Genomic DNA, 18,505 nt, shown 5'->3' on the forward strand with positions numbered 1-18,505 from the left:
CGAATTTCTCCCTGCAAAAACCGGTCACCGACGCATTAATGCCCCTGGCAAGACGGGCCAATTTGGCGTTTACCCACGGGGAAGGACCCTATTTATATGGGTATGATGGCAAAAAATATCTGGATTTCCTGGCTGGCATCGCCGTTTGCTCACTGGGGCACTCTCATCCGCAATTGGTTGCTGCAATGCGGGAACAATCCGGCAAAGTCTGGCATTATTCCAACCACTTCCGAATACCGGAACAAGAACGTCTGGCGGAACGCCTGGTCGAGGCAACAGGAATGGAACAGGCTTATTTCTGCAATTCTGGCGCGGAAGCGAATGAAAGCGCGTTCAAATTAACCCGCAAGTATTTCGACGACATCGGCCAGCCGGAGAAATTCCGTATCATCACTTTTGAACAAGCTTTTCATGGCCGCACGCTGGCCACCGTTACCGCCACGGGTCAAGAGAAATACTTAAAGGGATTTTATCCGAAAGTGGATGGGTTTGATAAAGTCGCTTATGGAAATATGAATGAATTGCGCGCCGCCATTACGCCGGAAACCGCCGCAATTATGATCGAGCCCGTGCAAGGCGAAGGCGGATTACGCGTTGCGTCCGACGAATGGCTGCAGGCGCTGCGCAAAACATGCGATGAATTTGGCCTGTTGCTGATTTACGATCAGGTGCAATGCGGCGTTGGCCGGACCGGTAAATTCTGTTCGCATCATTGGTCCGGCGTGAAACCCGATGTATTGACATTCGCCAAAGGAATTGCCGGCGGATATCCGATGGGCGTTTGCCTTTCCACCAAAAAAGCCGCAACCGGCATGACACCCGGCAGTCATGGCACCACTTTTGGCGGCAGCCCGATGGCTTGCGCGTTAGCCAATGCGGCGCTTGACGTTTTGCTGGCCCCTGGATTTATGGAAAATGTACAACAACGCGGCCAGCAACTGCGCGAGGGATTGGAAAAACTGGCGCAACAATATCCAAACATTGTTATCGAACCGCGTGGGCGCGGGTTATTGGCGGGATTCCAGTTGAAATCCAATATCGTCAATACCGATTTCGTACCGCAATTGCGCGAACACGGATTGCTGTCGACCGTTGCCGGCGAAAATTGCATTCGTCTGGTGCCGCCATTGATTATCACCGCAAACCATGTCGACGAGGCATTGGCGATTATCGAAAAAACCTGCCGCGATTTCAAACCGGCCGCATAAGGAATATCAACGTGGCCGATCATCCAGAAGAAATCACCCTTTCCTCGATCCCCAGTATCGACGATTTTATTTTACCCTTTCAGATCGAAAGCCTGCAGATACGCGGCCGGTTGATTCGGCTGTCCACCGTGGCCGATACCATTATTCACAAACATGAATACCCGCCGCCAATTGCGCAAATTGTTGGCGAAAGTCTTGCTATCACCGCGTGTTTAGCGAACATGTTAAAATTCGACGGAATTTTCACCTTGCAAACCAAAACCGATGGGGCGGTGCGTTTCCTGGTGGCAGATATGACCAGCGAGGGTCATTTGCGCGGATATTGCCATTACAATTCCGAAGAAATGGAAAAAGTCATCGCCGCCAACAATAAAGATTTATCTTTGCCGCGATTGATGGGAACAGGATATTTGGCATTCACCGTAGATCAGGGCGATAAAGCCGATCCTTATCAAGGCATCGTGGAATTGACCGGAAACAAACTGGTTGATTGCGTGCATCATTATTTCCAGCAATCGGAACAATTGGAAGCCGCCATCAAGGTTGCCACCGGCGAATTGCCAAGCCTTGCCGGACGCAATCACTGGCGCGCTGGCGCGATTATGTTACAACGAATACCGCTGGAAGGCGGATCATCCATAACATTGGATGCGGAAGAACAAGAAGATGGCTGGCGCCGGTTAATGTATTTATTGGGTACTTGCACCGATGAAGAATTAACCGACCCTTATTTAACCGCCCAGCAGTTATTATTCCGCTTGTTTCATGAGGATGGCGTGCGTGTCTTTAAGCCCACTCCCCTGGTGCATAAATGCCGCTGTAATCGCGAACGGGTGGAGAATGTTTTACTCCGGCTAACAGCAGAAGATTTGCAAGAAATGCAAATTGATGGCAAAATCGTCGTCACTTGCCAGTTTTGCAATTCTAAAGAAATTTTTACGTGGGAAGAAATCAACCGTAAAACTGAAAATCCGGCGTAGCTCTATATTCAACCAATGAGGTTCATGATGAAAAAAATTATAGCATTATTTCTAACTTTAGGCCTGCTGACCGCTTGCGCCAGCAATGATGCGCCGCCTGCGCCGCAAGATATGAGTTTTAAGGATCAAGCGCCTATCGCTCTTGCCGTATCGGATTTCCAAATTGTTCAGGATTATAAATCGCCAATGGCGGCACCGAACGTGGAACATATGTTCGCTATTTCTCCGGCCAAGGCGGTCGAAAGCTGGGTAAAAGATCGTTTATCGGCCAAAGGCGGCCAGTTTTTGGCGCGTGTTGTGATTCGCGATGCCAGCGTGAAAGAAACCGAATTGCCATATACCAAAGGCTGGCGCGGATGGTTTAGCACCGAAGAAGCCGCCCGTTATGACGGATCGCTGTCGGTGATGATTGAAATCGTCCGTCCCGACGGATATGTGGAGGCTTATGTTTCCGCCAAATCCACCCAAAGCCGCACTGTTTTGGAAAATGCGTCGCAATCCGACAAGGACCGGGTTTGGTATGATTTAACCCGTGCCCTGGCCAATGATATCGACCGGGAATTGAGCAAACAAATCAGCGCCAATTTCGGCCCGATTCTGATGACTCGCGGTCCGGCAACGATGTAATTGACCCGATTCCAACAAAAAGGCCGCCAAATTGGCGGCCTTTTTTATTATTTTTCAATATCCTATTTCTCTTGAATCCAATTGTTTCTTATATAGAATCATTAAAACTTTGAGGGAACAAGATGGCCAGCAGACTAGTCCGGCAAATTTGGCTAACCGCCGAGCAACATGCACGAGGCATGAATAGTGATCATGTCAATTGGCGCCATGTATTGCTTGCACTATTATCCAGCAATAATGGATCGCAGGTTTTTAGTCGCCTTGGTATTTCCGTTGGAACATTAGAAACTGACATTAGATTCTCGTTACTGTCCCACAAACTTGGGTTCGGACCAATTGCGATTGCGGCCGATTCATCCCCGCCTAAAGCACTAGAGATAGATTGGACCAGAACACCTCCTATAAGCGAGTTACTAAGATCCCCGAGCGGTCAAATCATCATTCGGATTGCGAATCATTTATTGGACCTAAGAGAAGTGCAAGTAATTTTAAATGAAGCCAAACTTGCCGCAGAAAGAAAAATGCAGGTAAGAAGAAGCGAAGATGAAAACGCGGAAGCTGTAGAACCTGGACTCACTATAAGGGGATATAATGAAATATTAGAAAGATGCATTGGAATCATAGGTTATTATGATAACCAATCAGAAACTGTACAAAATTTACGAAAAAAACAAGCTTCTGTTGATTCTGCGAGAGAAGCTATAAATATTGCCCAAAAGCTTTTAAGAACAGAAATGCAAGACCTTACTGCAGGCTTTGCTGAAGAAGTTGGAAAATCCGTACTCCAACAACAAGGAGTGTCTGCTTATGACAATGCTTCTGTCCAAGAAGCTTATAAAACAGGCGCTCGTAATCTAACCGATGAACAAGACTCGGCCCCCTTAACCGATGATTTGGTCAAAATTGTACTTGATGCAAAAAATCCTTTGATAGAAGTCTTGCTTTATCGGTCGGGGTTGGTTGTGCCCGAAGGAACAACACCTCCAGTCTTCCAATTTCCGGCACATAATGTTGCCAATGTATTTTTAGGCGCCTGGGACACGGCAAGAGATCTTAGAGCCAAAAATCTAACCGTTGATTATTTATTACCTGTTTTAATCGGGGATAGTTTAGTCACTCAAGCGCTTATCAAAACCGGTTTTAAGCCTGAGGTAGCTCGCGGGGCCATGGCAAAAATAATCGAAGATAAAGCCGCAGCAGATAATGTTGGCAGCACTTACCGCCATAGCGTTGTTCCAGATGATTTATTTCAAACTACTTTGAAAAGAGCGGCAGCTTTAAGTTTTAAGGACAGACCGGTTATTGCCGCCGATATTTTTGCATTGCTAATTGATGATCCCAAAACCGGCCTTGCAAAACGTCTACAAGAGTGGGGCGTGGCGGATCCAAAGGATTTTGTACGCGAAGCGGAAACTGTATTAAGGGAAATTGGGCAAGATCCGGAACAACGCAGCGCTTTGCATGCCATCTTTGGAATCCCAATGAAATCGTCCGAGGCATTGGCAAACTATACAACAGATATGGTGTTAAAGGCCCGCCAAGGAAAATTCGATGCCGTCATTGGCAGGGAAGGAGAAATTAATCAAATAGAAGATGCATTACTGCATCGCAAAAAAAGCAGCGCCGTTTTAGTGGGCGATGCTGGTGTTGGAAAAAGCGCTGTCGTTGAAGGATTGGCAACCCGGATTGCAAACGCAAAGGCCGATCCCAGATTGGCCAATTTACGCTTGCTTCATTTGGATATTGGTAAATTAGTGGCAGGCACTCACTACCGGGGCGATTTCGAAGCGCGCGTACAAGCGATTGTCGCTGGAGCATCAGCCGATAAAAATATCGTTTTGTTTATTGACGAAATGCATGGCATGGTTGGTGCTGGTGGAACAAACGAAGGCACCCTAGATTTAAGCAATATATTAAAACCGTATTTGGCACGAGGTGAAATTCGTGTCATAGGTGCTACTACCTGGAATGAGTATAGAAAACACATTGAAAAAGACACTGCTTTGAATCGCAGATTTCATGTGATTGACGTTCAAGAACCAAACTTAGAAAAAACCATTGAGATTCTTACCGGCCTAGCACCAACTTATGCGGCCCATCATAAGGTAAAAATTCCCCCTTCTGTTATTCGCGCAATCGCGGAAACGGCGGAAAGATACATTAACAGCCGCAAACAACCGGACAAATCCATCGATGTATTGGATGCAACTTTGCTGGCCGCTCGAAAACGAGGCGGGACTTATGCCTCACTGCATGATGTTAAAGAAGTAGTCGCAAAAATGACCAATATTCCGTTGGTCAATATTCAAAGTAGAGATAAAAGTGGCTACGGCGCATTGACCGAAAAATTAGGGCTGCGGATTATTGCACAAAGAAATGCGGCGGTTGCGGTCGGAGATGCGATTAAACGCGGCATGGCGGGGATTCAAGAATCCGGCAAGCCGTTAGGATGTTTTATTTTTATTGGACCAACCGGTGTTGGAAAAACTTTGACCGCGAATGTTATTGCCGAAGAGCTGGGGTTGGAACGCCCTATTCGTATTGATATGTCAGAATATGGCGAAAAACACAGTGTTTCCCGATTAATTGGCGCGCCGCCCGGCTATGTTGGTTATGATGAACCCGGACAATTGACGGAACCAGTCCGACGCAGACCATTTTCGGTCGTATTGCTGGATGAAATTGAAAAAGCGCATCCGGATATTCTATCAATTTTACTGCAAGTCACCGAAGATGGGCGCTTGACCGATGGACGCGCCAACACCATAGATTTTCGCAATACCGTTCTTATTATGACCAGTAATATTGGCGCCAGAGAAGCCATGGCTGCAGCGCAGCAGTTTGGTTTTGTGGGAGCCAAAGACAGAGACAATGTTGAACTTGCAAAAGAAAAAATGCGCGAAGCCTATGATCAGGCGGTACGAAAATGGGCATCGCCTGAATTTTTAAACCGCGTCGACCAAGTAACTTTTGATCCTTTGTCGCCCACCGATATGCCGCCCATAGTTGACTTACATGCCTCTTTGCTGGCAAAACGGGTGCGTGCGCAAAACGTATCTTTAGAAGTAACTCCGGACGCAAAAGCATGGCTTGCACAAAATGGTTATGAATTGAGTATGGCGCCCGGCCTTTAAAGCGCTTGATACGCGATAAAATTGAAACTCCTCTGGCATCCTACATGCTTGGGGGAAGGGCAAGAAGACCCTTGGGAATAAGAATAGAAAAACCAGCCGGGCAAGATCAAATTACTTTGGTTGAAGATAATTCTATTATTAAACACCTTGCGAAACTTAGAAGAAAAACTCGTTGAGCAATAAAAAAGGCCGCTAGTAAAGCGGCCTTTTTTATTATGCACAAGATCTACCTAGCACTTAAGTGCCGGATTTTATAAGCCGCAGCACTTCTTCGCGCTTGATGGCATCATGCTCATACAAACCCAACGCCTGCATGGTGATCATATTGACGCCTTGTTTATGCACGCCGCGATTGGTCATGCATTCATGCACACCTTCGGCGACGACAATCACGCCCTTGGCGCTAAGATGCTGGTAAATCGCAATCGCGATTTCCGAGGTCATTTTTTCCTGAATCTGCAAACGTTTGGCATATACATCGACAACACGCGCCAATTTGCTAATACCCGCCACCATTTTATTCGGCAAATAGGCAATGTGGATTTTACCGGTAAATGGCATGATATGATGTTCGCAATGCGATTCGTATGGAATATCGCGCAGAATAACGACATCATGATAACCCGACGGCTGTTCAAACGTTTTGCCCAAAATCTCGGCCGGATCTTCGGCATAACCGCGGAAAAATTCTTCGAACGCGCGCACTACGCGGTCCGGGGTTTCAATCAAACCCTCGCGGTCTGGATCATCGCCAGCATACCGAATCAAGGTGCGAACCGCATCCATCGCCTGCTCCTCGCTGGGGCGGATATCGTCGCCCAGTTGATGAATCGATTTTAAAAGGGCGGTGACGGAATCTTTGTTGCTCATAAGAAATCTTTCAAAAGTTGGAATTTATATCTATTGCATTTTGATCGGTTGGTAAGGGCTGTCGAGCGAAAAGGCGGGGATATCGACATTAAACCGGTCGCCGGTTTGACTTTCCATCTCATAACTGCCCACCATAATTCCCGATGGAGTCGGCAGCGGCGTACCGCTAGTATATTCATAAGCATCGCCCGGATTCAAAACCGGTTCTTCGCCAACAACCCCGGGCCCGCGCACTTCCTGGGTGCGGCCATAAGAATCTGTAATTTTCCAATGGCGATTGCGAAGCTGTACCGTCTCCTTGCCGCAATTTTCTATTCGCACATGATAGGCCCATACAAAACTGTTATCGTTTGGCGCCGATTGATCGGCCAAATAGGTTGGCTTGACCGTAATACGAATATTGTGGGTGGTTTTACTGTACATCGGCGCGCATCATACGGCAAAAGCCATACTAAGAAAAGGGGGCCAAATCATAAAAAAAGGGGCCAAAAGGCCCCTTTTTCCATATTATTGCATTGATTAGTACATAATATTCCGATCGTGCGATGGCGTTCCGCCAATCCTTACGCCAGCGCGGCGATTGCGCGCTTCGCGAACATTATCGCCGGTTGAAATGGCCAAATCGTCTTCGCCGCGCGCTTCCACGCGGATATTTTTCGACGGCACGCCAGCTTTAATCAGCACATTGCGCACAGCCATAGCCCGGCGGTGCGATAAGGCCATGTTGCCTGCGCGAGTGCCGGCGGTGTCCGTATGGCCTGTGACTATGACAGGATTGTCGGTGCCGGCCCGTTTAGCCAAGGCTTTTACTTCCTTAATATCTGCGGCATTCAATTTAGAAGATCCAAAGGCAAAATAGATTGTACCGTCGCCGGAATGCGGGGTTGTATCTTTCATCGCCATCGAGGCGCGTGCTTTTTTCGGCTGACTGCTGGCGTACTTCTTGGCTTTATCGGCAAGAGCCGTTTCCGATTTTTCTAAATCCGCGAACGCGGCCATAAATTCCTTGCGGCAGGCGGCGATATCGTTTGGCTGCCAATTTTCTTCTTGTTGTTCGACCCAGCAATCGAATTTCGCCATGGCCTTAGCGGCCTGGTTCGGCGATGATTTTTTTGCGCCGTTATCCAACATATAATCCAGGCGATTGTAATAATTGGTCATTTCCGCAATTTTGTGGTTTGGGATATTCCAATTGTTAGGATTTTCCGGATCCACATTTTCACCGTTCAAAGCGCGCAAGCCTTTGTTTGCGAAATGATCGGCATCGTACCAATCATACTGATGCGCTTCGGAACGGACGAAGGATTTATATTCTTTGACTAATGCTTGGGTAAAGGGAGAACCTTTGACTTTGGCATCATCGAACTTATCGACATTGACGCCGGCGCAACCGGATAAAACCAACAGCGCGGAGAGGACGATAAATTTCTTAAACATGAGATTCTCCTTATATATCAATCATTTAAAATAACAGCGTCTGGATTCCGGTCCCTGCCCGATCCATACACAATGCTTGCCGATAACCGCACCATTCTGCAATCAAAATATGATTTATTAGCAACAGTTTATGCCCGGGGTGTTGTGATAAAACACAACCGTCCTTGCCGCCAGAAAATGATTCTACCCGGCTTTGCGAGCAAAATAATTTCCTTGTCGGGGTGGCCTCGACCATCTTCTTAGCGTATAACTGCTATGCGTCTTCTTATAAGGAGAATAGGATTTACATGCCAAAAACCACATTGAGTTTTTATCTGCATATTATTGCGGTTGTTTTGATTGTTTTGTTGGTGACCAACTGGGCCGGTAAATCGGTGGAATCCACCAATGAGCAAAAAACATCGGTTTTTGCGCGGGTCATGAAAACAAAAACCATCCGTTGCGGATATGGCGCTTGGCCTCCGATCTTAAGCAAAGACCCGAATACCGGCAAAGTTTCCGGCGTTATGTACGACCTTATGGAAGAAATTGGCAAAGGATTGAATCTTAAAATCGAATGGACCGAGGAAATTGCATGGAGTGAGTTTGCGGCCGCCCTTGAAGGCGACCGGTTTGACATGTTTTGTGTTCCAATGGCCGCCGTACCGCAACGCGTCACTCATGGATATTTTACCGCGCCATTCGCCTTTATCGAATCCTATGCTTATACACGCGCCGATGATAAACGTTTTGATAATAACCTGGACGCCATCAACGCCGAAAATGTTACTATTTCCGTCATCGAAGGCGAGTTGACATCGGCATTGGCGCGCAGCGGTTTTCCCAAAGCCAAATTATTGGAAATCACCGCGCAGCAAGGGCTTGTTCAAGCCGTTTTAAACGTTACCAGCGGCAAGGCCGATGTAGTGTTTATCGATACCGTTACCGCGCATGAATTCATGAAAAGCAATCCTGGAAAGTTGCGCAAGATTCCTGCCGATCATCCGATTGGCGTATTCGGCATATCGATGATCGCAAAACTGGAACAAGACCAAAGATTCTTATGGCTGATCGATTCCAGTATCCGGCACCTGCTGAATACCGGATTTGTCGACAGGCTTTTGAAAAAATACGATATTGGAACGGATCAATTTTTGCATACCGCCAAACCATATCAACCGGCAGTAAATCCATGAACCCAACCATGATATTGGCCGTCGCAATCGGCGGCGCCTTGGGATCGACGGCACGATATTTGACCAATATCGGCGCGGGTAAATTTTTGGGCACGGACTTTCCGTATGGCACGATGATTGTCAACATCATTGGGTCTTTTATTATTGGGTATTGGATGGAATCGATGGCGTTGCGTTGGAATGTGGGCATGGAACTGCGCGCCTTTCTGATCGTCGGCATCTTGGGCGGATTTACCACTTTTTCCGCTTTTTCGTTGGATGCGATTTTGCTATTGCAACGCGGACAAACCACGCCAGCGGTGATTTACATTTGCGCATCGGTTTTATTGTCGTTGCTGGCGACGATACTTGGAATTATTTGCGTCAGAGGATTACCGGCATGATTGGGAATATTTTCAGTGCATTTGGCAAAACATTAGGATGGATATTCAATATCCTGATGCTGCCATTGTCCATTTATGCGTTAATGCAAATAATGGGATGGGATTGGGTAAAATCCGGCGTAGCCGCCCTAATTTTAACAGCGGTACCGGTTATCGGATCGATCGGAAATTTATTGCTGGCATTTATCGGCATTTATTTTGTAACCATGAACTGGCCGCATTTATTCTAGAAAAGAAAAAGCGGCCCGAAAGCCGCTTTCCCCCTACTCTCTTTTACACCCCTAAATCGTTATACGGTGACATCGACTCTGTCACTGCCGCTCTCTGAATCACTCTGTTCCAGCTTGTTCGACAAAGCGTCAACTTTGTCCTGTTTTCTTTGCAAATCTTGCTTAACCTCGATATCAAATCTTTCTCTTGCGTCGGCATGCGCCTTGGCGCTTGCGGCTGCAACTCCACCAATGCGGGTATAATTTACCGCAACGGTGTTCACCGGTACTGCTGTCATAAAACCACTCCCCCTGTAACGCTCCCCTTGGCCCAAAGGCCAAACCCGTACTCTTATTATTTAATCATGCCGGCTTTAATTTCCGGTAAAATATAGATTGCATTTTATGCAATTTTATATAGGAAAAACAATGGGTTAAAAATAACCGATATGTATTACATTCTTTTTTGCAATTTTTGCGTGTGTCCCCGGTCAACCAATTGCGGAATCAGCCTATTCCAAGCCGCGCCGTAAGCCGCAAAATCACATAATGGCGACCCTGCCACAGTATGCGTTATGCCGCCGCCGCGCCATTCGGTTAATAAATCGGCATTGCCGGCAAACTGAATCACTTTTTGAATTAAATCTTTTTGGTTTTTGGCACAGAATTGAGGAAGATTCGCGTATTGTAAAAATGCGTAGCTGAATCTCTGGAATAATTGATCGCCAGGTACAGTGAATAATGGAATGCCTTGCGCCAGAACATCCATCGATGTCGCGCCGCCATTCACCATAATTGGGTCCATCACTATATCCACGCGGCGCAAGCAATCCACATAATTGGTTGGCGTATTGGCGATAAATTCAATCCGCGAATTATCGATGCCTTGGGCGGCAAACAGACTGCGGACATTTTTTCGTACCGATTCTGCCGCTACATCGGGATGGAACACCAGCATTTTCGAATCTGCCAATTCCCGCATAATGGCCGCATCCCGCACAATCATATCCGGTGTCCATTTATCCAGCCGGTTTGGCTGGCCAAACGTAACAAAGCCGTTTTGGACTATGGGCGGAATAAATTTATCCGGCAATGTCGGCACATCCGGCAAAATCATATACGGCGCATCAATTACCGTGCATTCTTCGGCCAAAAAGCGCCGGTCGGTCGGCGCGCAATATTGATCGACCAATACCGAATCGATCCCCGGCAGTCCCATTGTATGACCCCAACCCAGCCACATGATTTGTACCGGCGCCAAGCGCGCTTCGAATATCCACGTGGCAGAACGCGGACTATGCCCACCCAAATCGAACAGTACATCGATATGATCGGCGCGCACGGTTTCCAAAACCAAATCCATCGGCAAATTTTTCAAACTGCGGAAATGATTGCCGGCAATTTTACGTATCTCGGCATAAACCGGATCGCGCGGCAGATCGTCGCCGACATTGTAAACATGAATCCGCAAATCGGGCATATATTGCGCGGCATAGGCGCGCAGTAACGACAGAAAGTACCGGCCCACGGGATGCGTGCGGAGTTCATGGCACACAAACCCGACACGATAAGGGGCTTTGGACGGCGCCGAAGTAACCGCGTGGCGGTCCAAACGATGCCAGATTGACGAAGCCAGTTTTTTTAAACGTTCCTTGCCGGTGTCATGTTCCGCGCCAGCCAGGAAATGCACCAATTGCCGGCTGCGCAATCTTCGGTCCGCGGCGGTAAAATCCGCCTCACCCGCGCGTTCCAATTGCTGCAGATGATTGAATTCCAGCGTGCGGCGCAATGTGCCGGCAAGATAGAAATAGAATTTAGAATCATACCCATGCTGCATCAGCAGAATTCTGGCGCGAGCGTGCGCTTCGTCGATCCGGCCCAAACGGCACAAGGTTTCGCAAATCAACAAGGATGCTTGTTGATGATTAGGGTCCTGGCCCAAAATATATTCAAGAACATCCAAGGCTATTTGATCGTATTCCAGGCGCAAATAATACCGCGCCAGCAAAATACGCAAATTCAAATTGGTCGGATTGGAGAAAACCGCCGCGCGATAATCGATTTCCGCTTCTTGCAGTCTTCCTTGAAAATACAAAGAATCGGCGAGACCATTCAACGCATCCTCATTTTCCGAATCCAAATTCAAAATTTGCCGATATAGATTTTCGGCCGAGCGCCAATCGCCATTATTTCCGGCGTACCTGGCGGCAAGCAATATTTTTGCGGATTTACTCATGCGGCGCGCTGGTTGATAGGGGTTACTTTACGTTCCACCGGACCAATATACTGGCTTAACGGGCGAATTAATTTATTGGACGATAATTGTTCGATCACATGCGCCGCCCAGCCGGTAATACGGCTCATAATAAACAGCGGCGTGAAAAATGGAATTGGGAAACCCATCATGTAATAAGCGGGCCCAGCCGGAAAATCCAAATTGGGATGAATATTTTTTTCGGCAATCATGGTGGATTCCAGAATATTGGACATTTCCACCCACTTTTCGCCGCCCAAAGATTTTGCGGCCAGATCGCGGTATTTCTTCATACATGGTACACGCGAATCGCCGTTTTTATAAACGCGGTGGCCGAATCCCATAATTTTTTTCTTAGTCGCCAACGCATCCAGCATCCATTTTTTAGGATCGCCATTGCCGACATCCATTAACATATGCATCACCGCTTCGTTCGCGCCGCCATGCAGTGGGCCTTTTAACGATCCCACCGCGCCCGACGCGGCGCTGTGCAAATCGGATAAAGATGAAATAATCACCCGCGCGGTAAAGGTGGAGGCATTAAATCCATGTTCTGCATATAATGTCATCGATACGTCGAATGCTTTCAGCACGTCTTTCGATGGAATTTTACCAAAGCACATTTGGAAAAAATTCTCGCAATATCCCAGTTTTGGATCGGGCGGAATGAAATCTTCACCCTTGGTATGGCGCATTGCTGCCGCCGTTACCGTGGGCAATTGCGCCAAAAGCCGCATATATTTACGGCGATTCGCTTCAACACTGTTATTTTCCGCATCCGCATCTTCCAGTCCTAAATAGGCGATGCAGGTTTGCATCATGCGCATTGGATGAGAATTTTTCGGGAACGTTTTGATAACCGATAAAATATTGCCGCTGACGCCGCGCGATTTTTTTTCCATATCGCAAAAATCGGCATATTGTTTGGTGTTCGGCAGCTCGCCATTGAGCAGCAAATAAGCGACTTCCATAAAATCGCAATTTTCGGCCAGATCCTGAACCGGATAACCGTAATAGGTCAGATATTGTTTATCGGGAATAACACGGGAAATGCGCGTTTCATCGGTGACTACCCCTTCGAGGCCTTTTTTAATATTGCTTACGGAATTGGCGGCCGCCGGAACACTCATCACTCACCTATTTCTTCACTTAATTTTTCTTCACTTTGAAATTATAAATCTTCTGATCGAATTTACTATAGCTTTCATAATCCAACAAATCATACAATTCCGCGCGGGTTTGCATATTTTTTACCACATTCTGTTGCGTGCCATCGCGTTTGATCTGTTTCAAGCCATCCGTAATTGCGCCCATCGCAAGGCGCAGCGTGGTTACGGGATAAATAACGATATTGTAACCCAAATTTTCCAATTGTTTTACAGTCAGCAATTTTGATTTGCCGAATTCGGTCATATTGGCCAGCAATGGGACCTTGACCGCCTTGCGGAATTTTTCGAATTCTTTTTCACCTTCTAATGCTTCGGGGAAAATCGCTTCCGCTCCAGCATCAACATACGCCTTCGCGCGGGCAATCGCCTTGTCTAAACCTTCGACCCCTTTGGCATCGGTGCGGGCCATGATTAAGAAATCCGGATCTTGTTTTACACTGATGGCTGCGCGGATTTTTTGCACCATGGTTTTTGTATCTACCAATTCCTTGCCGTCCAAATGGCCACAACGTTTGGGATGCACTTGATCTTCCAAATGAATCCCGGCCGCGCCAGCTTCTTCGAACATAGTTACCGTGCGCGCGACATTCGGAATCCCGCCAAATCCGGTATCGGCGTCGGCCAGAATCGGCAAATCCATCACGCGCGTCATTTGCGCACAAATACCGGTAACTTCTGGTAACGTCGTCATACCAATATCCGGCAACCCCATCGATGCCGAAAACGCGCCGCCCGATAAATACACGCCGTCAAACCCAGCGCGCTGAATCGCCATCGCGACCAGCGGGTTGAATGCACCCGGCATGCGCAGCAATTTGCCGGATTTCAAAGATTTGCGAAAAGATTTACGGGTTTGGGTCATTAGTTCGCTCCGATTGGCACGGGAAGAATAGTGCCGTCATATTTATCGTATTTCTTGATGATTTTTTCAATGACGCCGGTATTGATCAATTCCAGCGTCGCTACATCCAGCATGCGTTTGAATTTATATTCATCCTGTTTGATAAACAACGCGTTGGTATACATACCGACGGGTTTAGCATTCAGGATTTTTATCTTGCCGGGATTTTTGGCGATATAATCATGGCCGATAAAGCTGTCGGACAGGGCGAAATCGGCTTTACCATTCGCCACATCGTTGACAGGTTCCATCAACGACGTCAATTGCGGCAAACTATGTTGTTGCGCCCGGCTAAAAGCGCGCTGCGTCATCAAAGCCATGGTCGATCCATCGATATAAGATGCGCTATATTGCGGATCATTTAATTGCGCGTAATCGCCGGTAAACCGGGTTTCATTTTCGCGCACCATGACAATAAGCGGCGTAAGCGCAATCGGCGCCACAAAATCCATCGCCCGCGCCCGCGCCGAAGTGGGCCATACGGTGCTGCAATAAGCATCGATGCGATTCGATTGCAAAGAAGAGGCAACGTCACCGCCACCAATCTCCTCGGCCCATTCGATATTCAACGATAAGGATTTTGCCATTTCCTCGGCATAATCATAGGCGATACCGGAAAATTCGCCGGTATTGACGTCTTTCATCAAAAATCCGGGGCGAATGAAATACCCACAGCGAATAGTTTTGGTGCGCATCACCCGGTCAAACACGGATTCTTTTTCCGCCGATTTTGTTTGTGACATCCCACCCCACCCCAACCAATTCGCCGCGGTGAATGTTACGGCGAGACTGACGAGAATGGAAAGTAAAACGGTTTTGGTAGTTTGGGTCATGGTTGCACCGATAAAGGTTGATAAGGATTGGCGACGCGAAGAAAAGATCCTGGAACGGATTGGTACTTTTTCAATATCTCATCCACGGTTCCATCGGCCATTAAATACAGCAATACTTGATCAAGCAAATTTTTAAAATCTACTTCGCCTTTTTTAACAATCATCGAACTTGCGCCGATAAAGACCGGATGGTTTGGAGTAGCATTTTTCAATTTTTTATCCGGGTTGTGACGATTATACAAATCCAACTCCGAAACGAAATAAATGGCCGCATCGGCTTTTTTCGTGGCAACTACTTCCAATGCTTCTGCCGGACTGGAATATTCCGGCAAACTGTACAATTTGGCATTTTGGAAACGGGTTTTGTGCAGATATTGTTGTGGCGTTCCTTCAACAATAGCCAATGTGTAATCGGAATTATTCAGTATCGTCACGTCCTTATCAAAACGCGTATCATCGGCGCGGACAATCACAATAGACGGCGTAAAAAAGAATGGCACGGTGAAATCAGCCACCTTTGCCCGTGTGGGCATATTCCATGCACCGGAACAAAGCGCGTCATAGCGATCTTGATTCAAATCCTGCGCCATTGTTGGAAAAGCGGATTCCATCACCCATTCAATTTTCATATTCAACCGAGCGCCGACTTGTTCCATCACATCGTGGGCAATGCCGCTAAGTTCGCCTGTATTTGGATTTTTAATCATATAGGGCGGAACATTGAAATACCCGCAACGAATCGTCCCTGCGCGTATCACGCGCTCATAAACGGATTCTTTGGCGTTTGATGCTTGCTGCGGTTTCAACCCCATCCAATTAATCAGCAAAAAACAAACTGCCAAACTGGCGACAATAGAAATTAGAACGGTTTTTGCGGATTGGGCCATGATTACATACTCAATAAATATTTGGCAGGAATGATTGTTCCTGGATGTTGTTCATATTTTTTGACGATTTTTTCGATAACACCAGTGCCGATTAGTTCCAACGTCGAAATTTCCAGCATACGTTTAAATTCATATTCGCCACGTTTCAAAGCAATAGAATTTGGGAAAGTAGCAAAGGGTTTGCTCAGCACTAATTGTTTTATCTTGCCTGGATTATGAGCCATAAATTCCTCGGCGGCATAAGAATCGATTAAGGCAAAATCAGCCTTGCCTGATTCCACCGCCAATGCCAGATCGGTGTGCGGCGTCAATTGTGGCAATGCGTATTTTTTTACCGCCGGAAATAAGCGCTGAATAATTTGCGCAGGCGCGGTGCCATCGATCAGAGCGACGGTGACGGCGGGATCGTTCAATTGCTGGTAATCGGTAAATTGCCGCGTTTCATTGTTGCGAATATAAACGCCCATTACACTGGTTGCGATTGGCATGACCATATCCATCACTCTCGCGCGCGGCGCGTTTGGCCAAAGTGCGGCGCAATACAAATCAATCTTGCCGGAATCGAGTGCCGCGCCAACTTCACCCGGCGCGATTTCATCATTCCATTCGACATTCAATGATAAACCACTGCCCAGTTCCCGGACATAATCGACCACCACGCCCGATAATTGCCCAGAGTTGACGTCTTTCATCACAAACCCGGGCCGTAGCGTATACCCACAGCGAATGGTCTTGGTTCGCATCACGCGGTCATAGACAGACTCTTTTGCCGCCGTTTTCGTTTGCGTATCTCCACCCCACCCCAACCAATTCGCCGCCGTGAATGTTACGGCGAAACTGACGAGCACAGAAAGCAAAATGGTTTTGGTGGTTTGGGTCATGGATTAAAAAATTCCCCGTTTGTCGCGCGCATTGCGCGTTAATGTTTTGGGATCTAATTGCACGTTCAAATCCGCCATCTGATCGGCGCGCAATTTGGCAAGATTCTGCGCCGCGTCTAAAAACCGCGCCGATTCGGCAGCGGCGATAATGCCATCGGTCAGCATTTTGAATTTATTGACGTATTGTGGACGCTGCCATGGCGTTGCGCCGAGCGAATGCGCATTCGCAACTGCCATTTCATCGGCGATTTTGGTGCCGTCATTTAGGATGATTTCAATCCGTCCGCCAAACGCTTTTTGTTTTGGGTCGTGCGAATGGTATCGTTCGGTCCAATTTTTGTCTTCGACGGTACGAATTTTATGCCACAAACGTACCGTATCGGCACGGCCCGCGCGTTCCGGCGCATAGGAATCGACATGATGCCACTTGCCGTCTTGTAATGCGACCGCGAGAATATACATGATCGAATGATCCAATGTTTCGCGCGACGCCTTCGGATCCATTTTTTGCGGATCGTTTGCGCCGGTGCCGATAACGTAATGGGTATGGTGTGATGTATGCAAAATAATTTCCTTCACATCATCCCAATTTTTTATCTTGGTGCGCATGCGGAAAGACAAATCGATCAAGGCTTGCGATTGATATTCGGCGCTATGTTCCTTGGTGTAAGAGTCCATGATCGCGCGTTTCGGCGAACCGATGGCTGGTATCGGCACAATATATTGACCATTTTTGCCAGCCAGCATCCAGGCAATCACGCTGTCTTCGCCTTCGTAAATTGGCGATGGCGATTTTTCGCCGCGCATCGCGCGATCCACCGCCTCGATTGCCAATTTGCCGGCATGGGCTGGCGCGTGTGCCTTCCATGAAGAGATTTCGCCTTTGCGCGATTGGCGTGTGGTGAAACAAACATGTACCGCTTGTTGGATCGATTGATAAATCTGATCGACCGGCAGATTCAACATCGCGCCAATTCCACCAGCAGCAGCGGGGCCCAGATGCGCGATATGATCTTTTTTAAATTCGTGCAAACAAATGCCCTTAACAAGATTAATGTGAATTTCATAAGCCGCCGCAAGACCGCGCAACATATCCGCGCCGGATTTTCCCAATTGCTGCGCGACAGCCAATACAGGGGGAATATTGTCGGCCGGATGCGAATAATCGGCGGCCAAAAACGTGTCATGCCAATCGAGTTCGCGCACCGCAACGCCATTGGCCCAGGCCGCCCATTCCGGCGAGAAGCGTGCATTATTGGGCATGCCCCAAACGGTAGCGCCACCATCGCGTGGATGGCAAAGCGCTTGCGACCTTGCATTCGCAACCGGTTCGCGGTTGATTGCGGCGATGGCAACCGCGGCATTATCTATCACGCGATTGATAATCATATCGGTGACATCATTATCCAGCGGCACATTGTCGGCGGCGCTGGCGGCCAATTTCCACGCCAATTGATCTTCGCGCGGACAAGGTTCTGCCGACGGATATACGCGAACTTTGTGATGAATAAGATTGTCTGAATTATTTTTTAATGCCGCTTGCGCCATGGTATTTCC

At 47.7% G+C, this 18,505-nt stretch carries 19 protein-coding genes; 8 read left to right on the forward strand and 11 right to left on the reverse strand.

Going from position 1 to position 18,505, the window contains the following annotated elements:
• The first annotated feature begins 38 nt into the window (after positions 1 to 38).
• From EYC62_03035 to EYC62_03055, 5 genes are all read left to right on the forward strand, one after another.
• Positions 39 to 1,208 carry an aspartate aminotransferase family protein gene (locus tag EYC62_03035; GenBank protein ID TAH36221.1) on the forward strand — a complete coding sequence of 390 codons (1,170 nt, stop codon included), beginning with the start codon at positions 39 to 41 and terminating at the stop codon, positions 1,206 to 1,208.
• A gap of 32 nt (positions 1,209 to 1,240) precedes the next feature.
• On the forward strand, positions 1,241 to 2,188 hold the full coding sequence (locus EYC62_03040; GenBank protein ID TAH36222.1) for a molecular chaperone Hsp33: 948 nt from the start codon (positions 1,241 to 1,243) through the stop codon (positions 2,186 to 2,188).
• A gap of 24 nt (positions 2,189 to 2,212) precedes the next feature.
• A complete protein-coding gene (locus EYC62_03045; GenBank protein TAH36091.1) occupies positions 2,213 to 2,815 on the forward strand; it encodes a hypothetical protein in 603 nt (200 codons plus the stop codon).
• 122 nt (positions 2,816 to 2,937) lie between these two features.
• Positions 2,938 to 5,949 (forward strand): ATP-dependent Clp protease ATP-binding subunit, encoded by a 3,012-nt coding sequence (locus EYC62_03050; GenBank protein ID TAH36092.1) that lies wholly within the window; start codon positions 2,938 to 2,940, stop codon positions 5,947 to 5,949.
• Positions 5,925 to 6,125 (forward strand): hypothetical protein, encoded by a 201-nt coding sequence (locus EYC62_03055; GenBank protein ID TAH36223.1) that lies wholly within the window; start codon positions 5,925 to 5,927, stop codon positions 6,123 to 6,125. Before EYC62_03050 ends, EYC62_03055 begins: the two co-directional genes overlap by 25 nt.
• A 61-nt stretch (positions 6,126 to 6,186) precedes the next feature.
• On the opposite strand, the gene folE is transcribed toward EYC62_03055, so the two are convergent.
• The 3 genes from folE to EYC62_03070 all read right to left on the reverse strand — a co-directional run bounded on the left by folE (position 6,187) and on the right by EYC62_03070 (position 8,256).
• Positions 6,187 to 6,819, reverse strand: a complete 633-nt coding sequence (gene folE / locus EYC62_03060) for a GTP cyclohydrolase I FolE (GenBank protein TAH36093.1) — start codon at positions 6,817 to 6,819, stop codon at positions 6,187 to 6,189.
• 30 nt (positions 6,820 to 6,849) lie between these two features.
• The gene (gene apaG, locus EYC62_03065; protein ID TAH36094.1) at positions 6,850 to 7,242 is read right to left on the reverse strand and encodes a Co2+/Mg2+ efflux protein ApaG; all 393 of its coding nucleotides are present in this window, start codon (positions 7,240 to 7,242) and stop codon (positions 6,850 to 6,852) included.
• Between the two features lie 96 nt (positions 7,243 to 7,338).
• A complete protein-coding gene (locus EYC62_03070) occupies positions 7,339 to 8,256 on the reverse strand; it encodes an OmpA family protein (protein TAH36095.1) in 918 nt (305 codons plus the stop codon).
• Positions 8,257 to 8,543: 287 nt separating this feature from the next.
• On the opposite strand from EYC62_03070, the gene EYC62_03075 reads away from it, so the two are divergent.
• The 3 genes from EYC62_03075 to EYC62_03085 are packed head-to-tail and all read left to right on the forward strand — an operon-like array spanning position 8,544 to position 10,044.
• Positions 8,544 to 9,431, forward strand: coding sequence for a transporter substrate-binding domain-containing protein (locus EYC62_03075; GenBank protein ID TAH36096.1), 888 nt, complete (start codon positions 8,544 to 8,546; stop codon positions 9,429 to 9,431).
• Positions 9,428 to 9,814 carry a fluoride efflux transporter CrcB gene (crcB, locus tag EYC62_03080; GenBank protein TAH36097.1) on the forward strand — a complete coding sequence of 129 codons (387 nt, stop codon included), beginning with the start codon at positions 9,428 to 9,430 and terminating at the stop codon, positions 9,812 to 9,814. Before EYC62_03075 ends, crcB begins: the two co-directional genes overlap by 4 nt.
• Positions 9,811 to 10,044, forward strand: coding sequence for a hypothetical protein (locus EYC62_03085; GenBank protein TAH36098.1), 234 nt, complete (start codon positions 9,811 to 9,813; stop codon positions 10,042 to 10,044). Before crcB ends, EYC62_03085 begins: the two co-directional genes overlap by 4 nt.
• Before the next feature lie 59 nt (positions 10,045 to 10,103).
• On the opposite strand, the gene EYC62_03090 is transcribed toward EYC62_03085, so the two are convergent.
• From EYC62_03090 to EYC62_03125, 8 genes are all read right to left on the reverse strand, one after another.
• Positions 10,104 to 10,322, reverse strand: coding sequence for a hypothetical protein (locus EYC62_03090; protein TAH36099.1), 219 nt, complete (start codon positions 10,320 to 10,322; stop codon positions 10,104 to 10,106).
• A 155-nt stretch (positions 10,323 to 10,477) separates the two neighbouring features.
• Entirely contained in the window at positions 10,478 to 12,259 is a 1,782-nt protein-coding gene (locus EYC62_03095; protein TAH36100.1) for a tetratricopeptide repeat protein, read from the reverse strand.
• The gene (locus EYC62_03100; GenBank protein ID TAH36101.1) at positions 12,256 to 13,407 is read right to left on the reverse strand and encodes a bifunctional 2-methylcitrate synthase/citrate synthase; all 1,152 of its coding nucleotides are present in this window, start codon (positions 13,405 to 13,407) and stop codon (positions 12,256 to 12,258) included. Before EYC62_03100 ends, EYC62_03095 begins: the two co-directional genes overlap by 4 nt.
• 19 nt (positions 13,408 to 13,426) lie before the next feature.
• Positions 13,427 to 14,308 carry a methylisocitrate lyase gene (gene prpB / locus EYC62_03105; GenBank protein TAH36102.1) on the reverse strand — a complete coding sequence of 294 codons (882 nt, stop codon included), beginning with the start codon at positions 14,306 to 14,308 and terminating at the stop codon, positions 13,427 to 13,429.
• Positions 14,308 to 15,180: a transporter substrate-binding domain-containing protein gene (locus EYC62_03110; GenBank protein ID TAH36103.1), complete on the reverse strand. Its 873-nt coding sequence runs from the start codon at positions 15,178 to 15,180 to the stop codon at positions 14,308 to 14,310. Before EYC62_03110 ends, prpB begins: the two co-directional genes overlap by 1 nt.
• Positions 15,177 to 16,067 (reverse strand): amino acid ABC transporter substrate-binding protein, encoded by an 891-nt coding sequence (locus tag EYC62_03115; protein TAH36104.1) that lies wholly within the window; start codon positions 16,065 to 16,067, stop codon positions 15,177 to 15,179. The genes EYC62_03110 and EYC62_03115 overlap by 4 nt, the downstream gene beginning before the upstream one ends.
• Before the next feature lie 2 nt (positions 16,068 to 16,069).
• Positions 16,070 to 16,948: a transporter substrate-binding domain-containing protein gene (locus EYC62_03120; GenBank protein TAH36105.1), complete on the reverse strand. Its 879-nt coding sequence runs from the start codon at positions 16,946 to 16,948 to the stop codon at positions 16,070 to 16,072.
• A gap of 3 nt (positions 16,949 to 16,951) precedes the next feature.
• Positions 16,952 to 18,496 carry an MmgE/PrpD family protein gene (locus EYC62_03125; GenBank protein TAH36106.1) on the reverse strand — a complete coding sequence of 515 codons (1,545 nt, stop codon included), beginning with the start codon at positions 18,494 to 18,496 and terminating at the stop codon, positions 16,952 to 16,954.
• Positions 18,497 to 18,505: the final 9 nt, after the last annotated feature.

It is taken from the genome of Alphaproteobacteria bacterium, from assembly GCA_004295055.1.
In the GTDB taxonomy this organism is placed as follows: Bacteria; Pseudomonadota; Alphaproteobacteria; order SHNJ01; family SHNJ01; genus SHNJ01.

What these genes read in the sequence shown, in the direction of transcription:
- EYC62_03045 (TAH36091.1), top strand. Translation starts at nt 2,213, where the DNA reads ATGATGAAAAAAATTATAGCATTATTTCTAACTTTAGGCCTGCTGACC.
- EYC62_03125 (TAH36106.1), bottom strand. Translation starts at nt 18,496, where the DNA reads ATGGCGCAAGCGGCATTAAAAAATAATTCAGACAATCTTATTCATCAC.
- crcB (TAH36097.1), top strand. Translation starts at nt 9,428, where the DNA reads ATGAACCCAACCATGATATTGGCCGTCGCAATCGGCGGCGCCTTGGGA.
- folE (TAH36093.1), bottom strand. Translation starts at nt 6,819, where the DNA reads ATGAGCAACAAAGATTCCGTCACCGCCCTTTTAAAATCGATTCATCAA.
- EYC62_03070 (TAH36095.1), bottom strand. Translation starts at nt 8,256, where the DNA reads ATGTTTAAGAAATTTATCGTCCTCTCCGCGCTGTTGGTTTTATCCGGT.
- apaG (TAH36094.1), bottom strand. Translation starts at nt 7,242, where the DNA reads ATGTACAGTAAAACCACCCACAATATTCGTATTACGGTCAAGCCAACC.
- prpB (TAH36102.1), bottom strand. Translation starts at nt 14,308, where the DNA reads ATGACCCAAACCCGTAAATCTTTTCGCAAATCTTTGAAATCCGGCAAA.
- EYC62_03090 (TAH36099.1), bottom strand. Translation starts at nt 10,322, where the DNA reads ATGACAGCAGTACCGGTGAACACCGTTGCGGTAAATTATACCCGCATT.
- EYC62_03115 (TAH36104.1), bottom strand. Translation starts at nt 16,067, where the DNA reads ATGGCCCAATCCGCAAAAACCGTTCTAATTTCTATTGTCGCCAGTTTG.
- EYC62_03120 (TAH36105.1), bottom strand. Translation starts at nt 16,948, where the DNA reads ATGACCCAAACCACCAAAACCATTTTGCTTTCTGTGCTCGTCAGTTTC.
- EYC62_03110 (TAH36103.1), bottom strand. Translation starts at nt 15,180, where the DNA reads ATGACCCAAACTACCAAAACCGTTTTACTTTCCATTCTCGTCAGTCTC.
- EYC62_03095 (TAH36100.1), bottom strand. Translation starts at nt 12,259, where the DNA reads ATGAGTAAATCCGCAAAAATATTGCTTGCCGCCAGGTACGCCGGAAAT.
- EYC62_03085 (TAH36098.1), top strand. Translation starts at nt 9,811, where the DNA reads ATGATTGGGAATATTTTCAGTGCATTTGGCAAAACATTAGGATGGATA.
- EYC62_03075 (TAH36096.1), top strand. Translation starts at nt 8,544, where the DNA reads ATGCCAAAAACCACATTGAGTTTTTATCTGCATATTATTGCGGTTGTT.
- EYC62_03035 (TAH36221.1), top strand. Translation starts at nt 39, where the DNA reads ATGCCCCTGGCAAGACGGGCCAATTTGGCGTTTACCCACGGGGAAGGA.
- EYC62_03100 (TAH36101.1), bottom strand. Translation starts at nt 13,407, where the DNA reads ATGAGTGTTCCGGCGGCCGCCAATTCCGTAAGCAATATTAAAAAAGGC.
- EYC62_03050 (TAH36092.1), top strand. Translation starts at nt 2,938, where the DNA reads ATGGCCAGCAGACTAGTCCGGCAAATTTGGCTAACCGCCGAGCAACAT.